The 13,003-nt window shown below is 56.8% G+C and carries 12 protein-coding genes; 2 read left to right on the forward strand and 10 right to left on the reverse strand.

All coding sequences use genetic code 11. The annotated features are described in order from the left end of the window. Positions 1-111: 111 nt before the first annotated feature. From E5201_RS14130 to gap, 6 genes are all read right to left on the reverse strand, one after another. Entirely contained in the window at positions 112-591 is a 480-nt protein-coding gene (locus tag E5201_RS14130; protein WP_140987100.1) for an Hsp20 family protein, read from the reverse strand. A gap of 328 nt (positions 592-919) precedes the next feature. Continuing rightward, positions 920-1,600, reverse strand: coding sequence for a Fe2+-dependent dioxygenase (locus E5201_RS14135; RefSeq protein WP_140987101.1), 681 nt, complete (start codon positions 1,598-1,600; stop codon positions 920-922). A 76-nt stretch (positions 1,601-1,676) separates the two neighbouring features. Then, positions 1,677-4,022 (reverse strand): TonB-dependent receptor, encoded by a 2,346-nt coding sequence (locus tag E5201_RS14140; RefSeq protein WP_140987102.1) that lies wholly within the window; start codon positions 4,020-4,022, stop codon positions 1,677-1,679. Between the two features lie 294 nt (positions 4,023-4,316). Then, entirely contained in the window at positions 4,317-5,357 is a 1,041-nt protein-coding gene (fba, locus tag E5201_RS14145) for a class II fructose-bisphosphate aldolase (protein ID WP_140987103.1), read from the reverse strand. Positions 5,358-5,442: 85 nt separating this feature from the next. Further along, positions 5,443-6,639, reverse strand: coding sequence for a phosphoglycerate kinase (locus E5201_RS14150; protein WP_140987104.1), 1,197 nt, complete (start codon positions 6,637-6,639; stop codon positions 5,443-5,445). A gap of 200 nt (positions 6,640-6,839) precedes the next feature. Further along, on the reverse strand, positions 6,840-7,862 hold the full coding sequence (gene gap / locus E5201_RS14155) for a type I glyceraldehyde-3-phosphate dehydrogenase (RefSeq protein WP_140987105.1): 1,023 nt from the start codon (positions 7,860-7,862) through the stop codon (positions 6,840-6,842). A gap of 243 nt (positions 7,863-8,105) precedes the next feature. Between gap and E5201_RS14160 the strand changes: the two genes are divergently transcribed. Then, a complete protein-coding gene (locus tag E5201_RS14160; protein WP_140987106.1) occupies positions 8,106-8,453 on the forward strand; it encodes a NirD/YgiW/YdeI family stress tolerance protein in 348 nt (115 codons plus the stop codon). Here E5201_RS14160 and E5201_RS14165 read toward each other — a convergent pair. From E5201_RS14165 to E5201_RS14180, 4 genes are all read right to left on the reverse strand, one after another. Continuing rightward, complete coding sequence (locus E5201_RS14165; protein WP_140987107.1) at positions 8,450-9,904, reverse strand: sensor histidine kinase; 1,455 nt, start codon at positions 9,902-9,904, stop codon at positions 8,450-8,452. The two genes, E5201_RS14160 and E5201_RS14165, sit on opposite strands and share 4 nt — an antisense overlap. Then, positions 9,905-10,621 (reverse strand): response regulator, encoded by a 717-nt coding sequence (locus E5201_RS14170; protein WP_140987108.1) that lies wholly within the window; start codon positions 10,619-10,621, stop codon positions 9,905-9,907. 84 nt (positions 10,622-10,705) lie between these two features. Further along, a complete protein-coding gene (locus E5201_RS14175) occupies positions 10,706-11,410 on the reverse strand; it encodes a pseudouridine synthase (protein WP_140987109.1) in 705 nt (234 codons plus the stop codon). Then, complete coding sequence (locus E5201_RS14180; RefSeq protein ID WP_140987110.1) at positions 11,407-12,435, reverse strand: class I SAM-dependent methyltransferase; 1,029 nt, start codon at positions 12,433-12,435, stop codon at positions 11,407-11,409. The genes E5201_RS14175 and E5201_RS14180 overlap by 4 nt, the downstream gene beginning before the upstream one ends. Positions 12,436-12,515: 80 nt before the next feature. Between E5201_RS14180 and E5201_RS14185 the strand changes: the two genes are divergently transcribed. Continuing rightward, positions 12,516-12,998, forward strand: a complete 483-nt coding sequence (locus E5201_RS14185; RefSeq protein WP_140987111.1) for a hypothetical protein — start codon at positions 12,516-12,518, stop codon at positions 12,996-12,998. Positions 12,999-13,003: the final 5 nt, after the last annotated feature.

Consider the following 13,003-nt stretch of genomic DNA (forward strand, 5'->3'; position numbering starts at 1 on the left):
GCCGCGCTCAGGTCAGAGAGTAACCCGAACGCAGCCTTTCGGTCGAAGAGGCCGGATCTGGCTGAAACCCTCGACCGAAGGGGATATCAGCAGACAACTCAGTCCTTAAGCCTATTCCGCCGCCTCAAGAATGGTCGGCGCAGCAGGCGCAGAGGTCTTGATCGGGATTTGCTTCGGCTTTAGCGCTTCGGGCACTTCAAGCGTCAGGGTAATGGTCAGAAGGCCATTAGCCATCTCGGCCTCGGTGACACGAATATGGTCGGCCAGCTGGAAGCGGCGCTCAAAGCTGCGTTCGGCAAGGCCACGGTGCAGGAAGGTACGGTTGGTATCTTCGGGGTCTTTGCGACCGGTGACGGTCAGGACATTTTCCTTCACTTCGATTCCCAGCTGATCTGGGCGGAAACCGGCCACCGCCAGTTCGATGCGATAGGAATCCCCTTCGGCTTCGTCGGTTGTGGCAAGGCGTTCGATATTATAGGGCGGCCATCCGGGCGCGCTATCGGAACGGCTGGCATTGTCCAGCAAACTGGCCAGACGGTCAAAGCCAACGGCGCTACGGTACAGTGGGGAAAAGTCGATCTGAGTACGCATAAAATAGTCTCCTTCAGAAGCGAGATCGGACAGCGCGTAAGCTGTCGCTATGACATCATTGAACCGCGGGTCTCATCCCCGTTTCGGGCAATGAAGCGATCCGCAAAGGCCCGGTATCGGCGCCTTCGTGATTATGATTTGGGAAGGATTTTGCGTCCCGCAAGAGGGGTGGTGCGAAAATTTAGAGAGTTGTTTCAAACGGGTTGGAGTCTGAGCCGAAAAGACGTGTTTTCGAGAACCGAAGCGCAGCGTACTTAAGTACGTGAGCCTCGGAAGCGCAGAAGGCGCGCCTTTGCAGGCCAGAAAACGATCCGTTTCAACAGGTCTCTCACACCTCGCCCCACAGACGCAGTAGATTATGATAAACCCCCGTCAGGCGCACGACCTCAGGGTGGTTTGGCCCGTTTTCGGCCCCAAGCCGTTGAATGGCAACATCCATATCATACAGCAAACCGCGCTGGGTATTGTCGCGTATCATGCTTTGCAGCCAGAAAAACGAGCTTATGCGTTCGCCGCGTGTCACCGGTGTTACCTGATGCACACTGGTGGACGGATAGAGGATCAGATGACCGGCCGGCAGCTTGATGCTGCGTGGCCCGAACGTGTCATCAACGATCAGTTCCCCGCCGTCATAGTCTTCAGGAGGGCTGAAAAACAGCGTGCAGGACAGGTCGGTGCGCATACGCTGACCATTGGGCAAAAAGCGCATGGCCCCGTCCACATGATTCCCAAAAGTCTCACCATCGCCATAGCGGTTGAAGGTCGGCGGCAGCACATGCAGCGGCAGGGCGGCGGACATAAATAACGGGTTCTGCCCCAGCGCCTTGAGGATGATCTCACCCAATTGACGGGCAATAGCGCTGTCGGGCGGCAATTGCCGGTTCTGTTTGACCTGTGCGCCCTGATGACCCGCCGTAATGCGCCCGTCTGTCCATTCGTCAGATTTCAGAAGGCGCAGACCTTCGGCGGCCTGTTCGGGGCTAAGCACATCAGGAATGGCAATCAGCATGGAGAGTGTCTTTCTGTCAGAAAAGGCCGCACTGCATAAAACAGTGCGGCCCCTTAAGGTTCAAGCTGAAAACAGCCTATTTACGCAGGACGAGGGTCAGCAGCGCCGAACGGGCCGCGCCGGGTGTACCGCGCTGCACAGACCAGTTCAGGGACTGTGCGTAGAACTTGTCAGCGACGTTATCGACATTCAGACGCACCGAAACATTACGGTTCACGTCATATTCGGCCATCAGATTAGCCGTCCAGTAACCGGGCAGTTCACCGTTACGGCCATTCGGAATGATACGTTCCGCATCATCCGGACGCCCGACGACCGAGTCACCGACATAACGGGCGCCCCCGCCCAGAGTGATCCGGTCCGTAAGCTTATAGGATGTCCAGACATTGCCTGACCATTCAGGGGTGAAGGCCAGTTCGTCGCCATTGGTCTTATGCGTGGCGTCACAGGCGGCTGCGTTGGCGGCCCCGAAATCGGCCGGATTGGCACGGCAACGGCCAAGATCAAGCGCCGCTGAATGGCTGCGCTCGCTTTCAAGCCACAGGACGCCGGCAAACACATCCCACTTCGGGGTGATCTTGCCGGTCAGGCCGAGTTCCAGGCCCTGAACGATCTGCTCACCATAGCCCATCAGTTCCACAGGCGCGGTCACCGTCGGGCGACCCGAAATGGCGACGTTCTGACGTTCGGTCCGGAACAGGGCGGCGGTCAGGTTGAGATTATCCTGCGCCGATGCCCACTTGGCACCGATTTCATAATTGACCGATTTCTGGGTCTTGGCGTCCTCGCTGTTCATGCCGGTGTTGTAGCCGGGGAAGCCATTGTCTCCGCCACGTGAAATATCGGAGTTCGACAGGAATGACGCCGGTGGCTGGGCCGAAACGCCGTAAGACGCATAGAAGCTGGTGCTTTCAACCGGCTTGTACACCAGACCGAGACGACCGCTATAGGTGGTTTCGGAGATATTCACGCCATTGGCACTGACCCCAAGACCAGCGGCATTACGGCTGCCGATCTTGACCTTGTATTTCTCAACACGAAGGCCGCCCGTCAGTTGCCAATGTTCAGACAGTTCCACGGTGTCATAGGCATAGGCCGCCAGCGTGCTCACCAGCACGCGGCTGCGCTCGGTTGGCGCATTGGCAAAGGCCGCCGCACGGTTAGGATTCGGATTGGCCGCAGGTTGCGTGCCGCCACCGGGGTTTGTCTGGGTAGCGAAGGCATAGGCTACGGCCTTCTCGTCAGACAGTTCGACGCCGAAGCTGGCGCGGTGACGCAGTGCGCCCGTATTGAAACGGCTCGACAGGTTGGTCAGCCAGGACACGGTCTGGTTTTCACGCGCATAGGCCTGACGCAGGGTCGTTACCTGCTGCGTGCCAGCGGCGTAATTAGACGGCATGGTGAAGACGGCGTCACGATCCGTGTTCGACCAGCGCAATTGCGTTGAAAGCTCCAGATTGGGCGACAGGGTCTGCTCATAACGTGCCAGCAGCACATTAGAGGTCACATCGTCATGATCATTCGACAGGCCATAGGAAACGTCGCGCAGGCTTTTGCCGCCAACAGCGGAATCATAATTGACCGTCCCCTTGAAGAATGCACCGGGCAGGCCCCAGTCGGGCAGATCTTCCTGACGGACATATTGCGCGGCCAGCGTCAGGCGCTTGTCTGTGCCAAGACCCGTGGTGAATGAGGGGGCGAAACCAAAGCTCTTGACCGAGGCCAGAGCACGGCCCGGTACGCCGCCATCTTCCAGCAACAGGTTCAGGCGCAAAGCCGTGGCATCAGCAATCTTGTGGTTGGCATCCAGCGTGGCGCGTACGCGTCCATCGCTGTCATAATCGTCAAAGCCGTAGCTGACCGTGGCGCGCGCAAAGTCGTCGAGGCGCGGCGTCTTGGTGACGACATTGACATAACCGCCTGCGCCGCCACGGCCATTATCACCGGCGGGGCCTTTGAAGACTTCGACCTGTTCGGTGTTGAAGGCATCGCGGTTATAGCTGCCTGAATCGCGCACGCCGTCGCTGAAGATGTTGCCGGAGGTGTCAAAACCGCGCATGCTGAAGTTCGACAGGCCCGTGGCAAAGCCGTTTTCACCAGCATTGAACGTAATGCCGGGTGTGTTATTTAGCACATCGGTCAGGTTGCGTGCGCCTTGCTGATCAAAGACGCCGGAAGGAATGACCGAAACAGTCTGAGGCGTATCCTTGAGGGGGGCGGTGGCCTTGGGCGAGGTGGCTCTGGCGATGCGCTGCCCAACAACCGTCACCGTCGCGTCCGAGTCGATATCGTCAGCCATGGCAGGGGCACCAAAGGCAGCGGCGACCGTCAGACCCGCCAGAGCGGCACCCAGAAGCGGGTTGCGGGGGCTGAAGCCATGGCCAGTGGCGAGGGCGCCTGGCGAGGATTTCTTATCGGACATCGGTTCTCCTTATGTGTTTTCTAATAATGCGTCGCAAGACGAAAATTCTTGAAACTCATTCTTAATTGCGCGCCGGAATGTCAATCTTTGATTGTGACAATCGGTCGCAATTAAGTACATTGTGTCATCATTGACACAATGGTTCCCGAACGGAAAATAGAGTGATTTCAGATTCAACTATCTGTAATTATTAATTTTTCTTATGGCGCGCTGTTGAGGCGGTGACCAAAAACAATTTCGCGGAGCCCGATGTACCGAGCTCCGCGAAAAATGTATCAAACCTGAAATGGTCGCTTAGGACAGGTAATATTTCGCCATGCTGGCCAGAGGCTTGGCCTTGATTTTCGATGACTGACCGGCGGTGCCAAACTGCACATAACGGTCATAACAGACCTGCTGCATGGCTTCCTTGGCAGGCTTAAGGTAGCCACGCGGGTCGAAATTAGCGGGGCTTTCCTTAAGGAATTTACGAACGGCACCAGTGATGGCCATGCGGCAGTCGGTGTCGATATTGATCTTGCGCACGCCGGTCTTGATGGCGCGTTGCAGTTCTTCAACCGGCACACCGTAGGTTTGTGGCATCTCACCACCATAGGCGTTGATGATGTCTTGAAGGTCCTGCGGCACCGAAGATGAACCGTGCATGACAAGGTGCGTATTCGGCAGGCGCTTGTGGATGGCTTCAATGATATTCATCGCCAGAATATCGCCGTCCGGCTTGCGTGAGAACTTATAGGCGCCATGCGACGTACCCATGGCGATGGCCAGAGCGTCAACGCCGGTTTTGGCGACAAATTCCACCGCCTGATCCGGATCGGTCAGAAGCTGAGAGTGATCAAGCACGCCTTCGGCGCCGTGACCATCCTCGGCTTCGCCCATACCGGTCTCAAGCGAACCAAGAACCCCCAGTTCACCTTCAACCGACACACCACAGGCATGGGCGAAATCAACCACCGTGCGGGTGACGTTGACGTTGTAATCAAAATCGGCAGGCGTCTTGGCGTCGGCCATAAGCGAGCCGTCCATCATGACCGACGTAAAGCCGTTCTGAATGGCGGTGGCGCAGGTTGCCGGTGAATTGCCGTGATCCTGATGCATGACGACCGGAATTTCCGGATAGATTTCCACCAGCGCGTCAATCATCTTGGTCAGCATGATGTCGTGCGCATAGTTGCGCGCGCCACGTGAGGCCTGAATGATGACGGGGGCTTCGACCTTGCGCGCCGCATCCATGACGGCAAGCCCTTGTTCCATATTATTGATATTAAACGCAGGCACGCCGTAATCGTTCTCGGCCGCGTGGTCGAGAAGCTGACGTAAACTAATACGAGCCATGATGTTTTCCCTCTTTCATTGCTCAAACAATAGTGTTGACCGCCGATTTGTTTCTGTACGGTCAGTCCATCGGTAAAATAAAAACTCAGTTTTCCAGCGCGCGAACGCCCGGAAGTTCCTTACCTTCCATCCACTCAAGAAACGCGCCACCAGCCGTCGAGACAAAGCTCATATCCTCGATCACACCGGCATGGTTCAGGGCTGCGACCGTATCGCCGCCACCGGCAACCGCCACCAGCTTAGCAGATTTGGTTTGCGATGCAGCAAATTTCGCCACATCGACAGTCGCGGCGTCAAAGGGCGGTAATTCAAACACACCCAGTGGCCCGTTCCAGATCAGAGTCCTGGACGCAGCGATCTCTTTTTTGAGATTTTCCGCTGAACGCGGGCCGGCGTCGAAAATCTTGTCCTGATCGCTTAAGGGCGTACCGGTCATAAAGGTACGGTGCGCGGCATTGACCTTGAATTCGGTGGCCACAACCACATCGACCGGCAGCAGAATCTTGCAGCCCTTGGCTTCGGCTTCGGCGAGAATTTCAAGCGCGGTATCTTTCAGGTCCTTTTCACACAAAGAGCCGCCAACATCGACGCCCTGTGCAAAAAGGAAGGTATTGGCCATGCCACCACCGATGGCCAGCGCATCCAGCTTGCCGACCAGATTTTTCAGCAGATCAAGTTTGGTGGAGACTTTCGAACCGCCAACGATACCAATAACGGGACGTTCAGGCTGTCCCAAAGCGGCATTCAGCGCATCCAGTTCGCGGCGCATGGATTCACCCGCATAGGCCGGCAGAAGCTTCGCGACCCCTTCGGTCGAGGCATGGGCGCGGTGCGCCGCTGAAAAGGCGTCATTGACATAGAGGTCACCCAGCTTCGCCAGTTCAGCGGCAAACTCAGGATCGTTCTTTTCTTCGCCCGCATGGAACCGCACGTTTTCCAGAAGCGCCACGCCACCCTGCGGCACAAGCTTAAGGACATCAGCCGCATCCTTACCGACGCAGTCATCGGCAAAGGCCACCGTTACGCCGAGCAATTCCGACAGGGCAGGGGCGACGAATTTCAGCGACATCTCCGGCACGACCTTGCCCTTGGGGCGGTCGAAGTGGGCCAGCAGAGCGACCTTGGCACCCAGTTTTTGCAGACGCTCGATGGTCGGCAGGGCGACGCGCAAACGGGTATCGTCGGTGATCTTGCCATCTTCGACCGGCACATTGAAATCGACGCGCACCAGCGCGGTTTTGCCAGATAGATCAGTAAGGTCGTCGAGGGTTTTGAAGGTCATGGTAGGGGCCTTAAGGAAGCAGCAATTACAAATAGAATTGTTTATCTGACGTCGGGTCGCGAACTACCCTGCAATGAAATGGATGATCATGAATCATTTGTAGGCAAAAACGTGAAAAAGTTCCGTAGGGCCGTCCCAAGGAACTTTTTCTCCGTATGGAAGGGGGCGCATGGGGGAAAACCGGTTTTCCCCCATGATCATCAAAGGAATTTTCCAAGCGCCAGAGCCGTGTCGGCCATACGCGTTGAGAAGCCCCATTCGTTGTCATACCACGTCAAGATGCGCACAAACTGACCGTCGATGACTTGCGTCTGCTTGAGCGCAAAAGTAGAGGACGCCGGATTGTGATTGAAGTCCGAAGACACCAGCGGCTCATCCGTATAGGCCAGAACGCCCTTCATCGGGCCGTCAGCGGCAGCGATAATGGCATTGTTGACTTCCTCAACCGTCACCGAACGCGACGGTACGATCTTGAGGTCAACCACCGAAACGTTCGGGGTCGGGACGCGGATCGACGAACCGTCAAGCTTGCCCTTAAGGTGCGGCAGCACCAGACCCACGGCCTTGGCGGCACCGGTCGAGGTCGGGATCATGCTGAGCGCGGCGGCGCGGGCGCGATACAGATCCTTGTGCATGGTATCAAGCGTCGGCTGATCACCCGTATAGGAGTGGATCGTCGTCATATAGCCGCGCTCAATGCCGCACAGATCAGACAGAACCTTGGCGACCGGCGACAGGCAGTTGGTGGTGCAGGACGCGTTGGAGATGACCGTATCTTCGGCCGTCAGGGTGTCATGGTTGACGCCATAAACAATCGTTTTGTCGGCATTGTCGCCGGGGGCCGAGATAATGACCTTTTTGGCACCGGCCTCAAGGTGCGCGGACGCCTTTTCCTTTGAAGTGAAGATACCCGTACATTCAAACGCGATATCGACCCCAAGGTCCTTATGCGGCAATTCGGCAGGATTCTTGATCGCCGTGACCTTAATGGGCGTGTAGGTCTTACCGTTAGCAGTGATGATCAGGTTATCGCCATCGACCTTTACTTCGGCGGGGAACTTGCCATGAACGGAGTCGTAACGCAGCAGATGCGCATTGGTTTCGACCGGCCCAAGATCGTTAATGGAGACGACTTCGATATCGGTGCGGTTGTTCTCGACAATCGAACGCAGAACCAGACGGCCGATGCGGCCAAACCCGTTAATCGCAACTCTTAATACCATGATCTCAGCTTCCCTTATATTTTGTCAGACCTTTGTGCGCCCTAAGAAAATACACACAGTCTCCGAACTTTGCGCGTTTCGTTTTGGCCCTATGTGCGCGTAAGTCAAGACATATTTGGTAACGAAAAGCTTATCTTAAAAGAATAGCGGCTCAAGCCTGACCGCTTCGGGCGCATATATTTGTCACATATTATTCTTACAAAAAAGTGGGCAATTATTCGGGGTAATTCAGAGGATACCACTATGTTGAAAAAACTTATTCTGTCGGCGGTTGCCATTGTCGCCATGTCCGGTGTGGCCCATGCCCAATATACGGGGCCGTCCGGTCACAAAGGGCCGAAATCGGTCGCCGATGTCCTCAAAAATCCGGTCGATGATCAATATGTTCAGCTTAAGGGCCAACTGATCCGTCAGGTCGGCAACGAAAAATATATCTTCACTGACGGTACGGGCGAAATCCGCGTCGATATCGACAATAAGCTTCTGACCGGCCCGATTGACGACAAGACAACCGTCATCATTCGCGGCGAAGTCGAAAAAGATTTCCTTGAATCGCCTGAGATCGACGTCGATAGCGTCACCAGACCCTAAGCCAACGGCAGATCCACAATGGCCACAAGCCCCGTGGGTTTGCCGTTTTCAAGCTTAAGCGTTCCCCCATGACTTTCAGTCAGGGCCTGCGCGATGCTCAAACCCAGACCCGCCCCGCCGGTATCGCGGTTGCGCGAGCTTTCCACCCGATAAAACGGCTCCAGAACGGCCTCAAGCTCTGAGGGCGCAATGCCGGGGCCCTGATCGGTCAGCCTAATGATGGCCCGGCCATTTTCGCTCCTAAGCCCAAGGCGCGAGTGACCGGCATAGCGGCAGGCATTTTCGATCAGATTGGTCAGAATGCGCCGCAGGGTTTCCGTATTGCCGGAAACGGTCACGCCGTCCTCAATCGTTTCGGCCTCAACGCCATAAAGCTCTGACAGGTCGTCACACAGGCTTTGCACCAGCGCGCTCAGATCAAGACGGGCAAAGTCCTGCGCCGCCGTTCCGGCACTGGCGAACATCAGGGCCGAGCGGATCAGGCTGTCCATATCGGCAATATCCCTGACCATAGACTCGCGGTTGGCTTCGGGCAGGGTCTCGACCCTGAGCCTGAGCTTGGCCAGAGGTGTTTTCAGGTCATGCGCAATAGCTGCAATGATGGCGGTGCGGTTTTCCATCTGCTTGCGAATGCGTAACTGCATGGCATTGAGCGCTTCGGCAGCCGCCCTGACTTCCGACGGGCCTTCGGGCGTCAGAGGACGGGCGCGGGCCGTAAAGTTGATCTGTGCCGCCCCTCTGGCAAGTGTCGTAATCGGACGGGTAAGGCGCTGCGACAACAGCCAGGCCACAGGCGTAATAATCATCGCCGTCAGCGCAAAGCCGAGCAGTAGATTTATCTGCCAGGGCTCAAGCCAGGGTTTCGGGCGGATCAGGCTGCGATATTGACCATCCGGCATTTTCCACGCCGCATAGAAAGCCGGAAAGGTAATCTGCTGCTTCAGATTTTCCGGCAGGGTATGCAAAGGCGCGCCCGAATGAACCCCTGACCTTTGACGCGATGTGGAGGTTTGTGCTGTGCCTGTTGTCGCTTCGTTGGTATGGGCAATAACCGGAGGCGTGGGCGGGCGCGAGGGGCGGCGGCCATAGGGGCCATAAAACTGAGGCCGGTCATCGACCCACACATCTTCCAGCGGCACATTCAGCGCCCGCGCCAGCCGTTCGCGTAAGAACACCTCATAGGGCCTGAGAATGGGTTCGCCCTTATCATCCCGACGCATTTCAGGAATGAAGCCCGGCAGATCGCTGCCCGTTTCGGTCTTGAGGATACGCCCGTTACTCAGGCGGGTTTCACCGGTTTTCAGCGCCTTTGCCGCCTCCGTCAGCGTATAGCCTGCCGGACGCGGCTGCGGCGCCAGCAAAACGACCGCCGTGTTAATCGCCAGTGCCGTGATCAGTACAAACAGGCTTAAGGACAAGACCTGCCAGAAGATGGACGGGCGTGTTTTCATCTACTTCAGGGGCCTGAACATATAGCCTATGCCCCGGATGGTGCGAATGATTTCATCCTGTGTGTCGTCGTTCAGCTTGCGGCGCAAACGCGATATCTGCACATCAATCGCCCGATCATAGTTTTCCGAATTGGCGCCGTGCAGGAAGTCGAGAATCTGATCGCGGCTCAGGGCGCGCCCCGGCCGGTCAAGAAACACGCGCAGCAACTCAAACTCGGTATTCGATAAGGCCACCTGTACGCCGTCAGGGCGGATCAGCAGGCGTTTGAGGTTATCAAGCTGCCAGCCAAAGAATTGCGTCAGTGCCGAATGTTCGCTCCGGTGCTTGTCGGCGCGTCTCATGACCGCCCGTATGCGCGCCAGCAATTCGCGCGGATGAAACGGCTTGCCGAGATAATCATCCGCCCCCAGTTCAAGCCCGACAATCCGGTCAACCTCCTCGCCACGGGCGCTGACCATAATGACCGGAGGCCCGCCCTGCGTAATCAGGCGCTTGCAGATCGACAGGCCATCTTCGCCGGGCATCATAAAATCAAGAATAATCAGGTCGATGGACTTCGCGCCCAGAGCCACGTCCATTTCCTGCCCGTTGGCCGCTTCGGAAACAGCATAGCCATTCTGGCTGAGGAACGAACTGATCAGTTCGCGCAGATCAGGATCGTCATCAACCACCAGAATATGCAGAGGTGTATCGGCAGCGGGCGCGGTGAGGGACATGGGGTAACTACACTTTGACTGTCTTTGACACATTATACATCCAATCCGCGCAATTGAATGTCAGATATGTAACATGCGCAAAGTTTAGCCGTTAACCAGCAGCCCTTCTGCCTCTGCAGCAGCAAGCAAACGCCACTGTCCGGCCTTGAGCGTACCCAGCCCCAGATGGCCGACATGCGACCGGTGCAGGGCCTCCACATGGTTGCCTACAGCCGCAAACATGCGCCGCACCTGATGATAGCGGCCTTCATGCAGGGTCAGACGCGCGGTTTTCTCGCCGGTCTGTGTCATCTCTGCCGGTTTAAGCGGCGTCGTTTCCGACTCTAAAAGCAACGCCCCTGAGGCAAAAATCGTCGCTTCATGGCCTTCGATGGGTCGGGCCAGCGTCACCTCATAGACCTTGGGGACATGGTTTTTTGGGGAAATGATCTTGTGCAGATATTGCCCGTCATCGGTAAACAGCAAAAGGCCGGACGTATCGGCATCAAGACGCCCGACGCTCGACAGGGCCGGTTTACGCTCCGAAAAGCGCGGCGGCAACAACTCATACACCAGCTGCCCACGATCCTTGGTCGAACAGACATAGCCCGTCGGCTTATGCAGCATCAGCACCATGCCCTGCGCCGGATCAAGCGGCTTGCCCTTATAGAGCAGTTGTTCGTGCGCAACGTCAGAATTATCCGTCAGGCGGTTACCCTCGGCATCGGTAAACACGCCCATGCGCAAAAGCTTCTGCACATCCTTGCGACTGCCGTAGCCCAGATTGGCCAGATGCCGGATCAGCTTCATTTGATGCCCCGATAGACCTTATAGGCCCCGTCATCGGCCAGCAGGGTCACGGTTTTAAAGGCGGCCTTAAGCGTGGCCTCATAGGGTAGGTGGCGGTTGGCAACCATATAGAGTGACCCACCAATCTTCAGATGGCTGGCTGCGGTACGAATAAAGCTCTGGCCCAGCGCGTGATTATCCGCGCGTGAGGTATGAAACGGTGGGTTCGAGATAATGAAGTCATAGGTGGCATTAAGCCCCTTGCTGACATCGGCCCAGTGACTCTGGCTGCGTTCACCAAAAGCCTTAAGGTTAAGGTCGCTGGCTTCAATGGCCCGCCGCTCGGCCTCATAGACATCGATGCGCGTAATTTCAGGATAACGGCCTAAGGCCTCGTGCGTCAGATAACCGAAACCGGCCCCCAGATCGGCCCCTACACCTTTGAGCTCAGGCAGGTGCTTCATCAGCAATTGCGATCCGGCATCAAGACGATCCCAGGCAAACAGGCCCGGACGGCTGACAAAGCGCCCGTCCACCACGGGACGCAACCGGTCAAGCCCGGCCCAATCGGCCTGAAGCGCCTGATCGGTCTGTTCGCCCACAACGGCCCACATCACGCGGCACTTATGCTTCGACAGACTGTGGACGGGGCCGCACAGCTGCTTCAAATCACCCTCAAGCGTTTTGGCACCTTCGGTATTGGCGGCGGCGGTAATGATCAGACCACCCTTTTCCGTCGCGGCCACGGCACGGGCCAGAAGCGCGCGGGCTTCGTCACGCTGGCGCGGCGGCAGCACAAAGGTCACCGGATAAAGCGCTTTGTCCTCAGGCGCGCGCAAGGCATAACCGGCTTTCAACAGCGCATCGACATCGGGCTTGAAGCTCTGGTCGCACACCAGACGCGTGGTCTCAATCTCACTCAGGGCCGGACTTGGGCGCGCCCTCAGGAACAGGGCTGGTTGTGTCTCCGGCCAATCGATCTGCCCTTGTTCAAACGGCAGAAACAGGGTTGCGGATACGGGGTCATCTGTGAAAAAATCGCTCATTATCGGGGCGTAGGATAAGGCGGGGTAAAACACAAGCGTTCGTGTGCAAATTGTCTTTCATCACAACCAAGGAGGCGGGTATGCGTGTGCATCTATCTATGGCCATTGTTCTGGCTGGAATGAGTATGGCCTTACCAGCAACGGCGGCGGAAGACCCCGGCATGAAGCTGGTGCGGAAATATGTGGCGGGCTGGGACATCGACGCCCTTCTCAAGGAACCTACTGTCGCGGCGGGCCTCAACAAGATTCCGGCACCCGTCCGCACAAAGCTCAAGGCCAATCTTAATGTTACGGCGGGCGTCGAATATGTCGGCGGGCATCTGAGAGTTGAGGGCAATGCGCCGCACGCCGGTGGCGAAGAAGCGGCAGTTCTGTGTGTTGATCCCTATGGCAACAAGGTTCAGGTCGGCATCTATTCCAAAGGCAATATTCAGGTCTATACGACCGAAACGCGCTATGATTACCTGACGACCTGCGTGCGCGACTGGATTGCTGTGGCCAATACGAAATTTGCTATACGCCAGACCAAACCGGCTTCGGTGCAACTCATTACAGTGAAATAGAGCGC

The sequence above is a fragment of the Asticcacaulis tiandongensis genome (genome assembly GCF_006475605.1).
Taxonomy (GTDB): domain Bacteria; phylum Pseudomonadota; class Alphaproteobacteria; order Caulobacterales; family Caulobacteraceae; genus Asticcacaulis; species Asticcacaulis tiandongensis.

Excerpts from the sequence above, each read along its gene's own strand:
- E5201_RS14140 (WP_140987102.1), bottom strand. The coding sequence starts at position 4,022 with ATGTCCGATAAGAAATCCTCGCCAGGCGCCCTCGCCACTGGCCATGGC.
- E5201_RS14160 (WP_140987106.1), top strand. The coding sequence starts at position 8,106 with ATGTTGAAAAAACTTATTCTGTCGGCGGTTGCCATTGTCGCCATGTCC.
- E5201_RS14180 (WP_140987110.1), bottom strand. The coding sequence starts at position 12,435 with ATGAGCGATTTTTTCACAGATGACCCCGTATCCGCAACCCTGTTTCTG.
- E5201_RS14185 (WP_140987111.1), top strand. The coding sequence starts at position 12,516 with ATGCGTGTGCATCTATCTATGGCCATTGTTCTGGCTGGAATGAGTATG.
- E5201_RS14135 (WP_140987101.1), bottom strand. The coding sequence starts at position 1,600 with ATGCTGATTGCCATTCCTGATGTGCTTAGCCCCGAACAGGCCGCCGAA.
- E5201_RS14170 (WP_140987108.1), bottom strand. The coding sequence starts at position 10,621 with ATGTCCCTCACCGCGCCCGCTGCCGATACACCTCTGCATATTCTGGTG.
- E5201_RS14150 (WP_140987104.1), bottom strand. The coding sequence starts at position 6,639 with ATGACCTTCAAAACCCTCGACGACCTTACTGATCTATCTGGCAAAACC.
- E5201_RS14165 (WP_140987107.1), bottom strand. The coding sequence starts at position 9,904 with ATGAAAACACGCCCGTCCATCTTCTGGCAGGTCTTGTCCTTAAGCCTG.
- E5201_RS14175 (WP_140987109.1), bottom strand. The coding sequence starts at position 11,410 with ATGAAGCTGATCCGGCATCTGGCCAATCTGGGCTACGGCAGTCGCAAG.
- E5201_RS14130 (WP_140987100.1), bottom strand. The coding sequence starts at position 591 with ATGCGTACTCAGATCGACTTTTCCCCACTGTACCGTAGCGCCGTTGGC.
- fba (WP_140987103.1), bottom strand. The coding sequence starts at position 5,357 with ATGGCTCGTATTAGTTTACGTCAGCTTCTCGACCACGCGGCCGAGAAC.
- gap (WP_140987105.1), bottom strand. The coding sequence starts at position 7,862 with ATGGTATTAAGAGTTGCGATTAACGGGTTTGGCCGCATCGGCCGTCTG.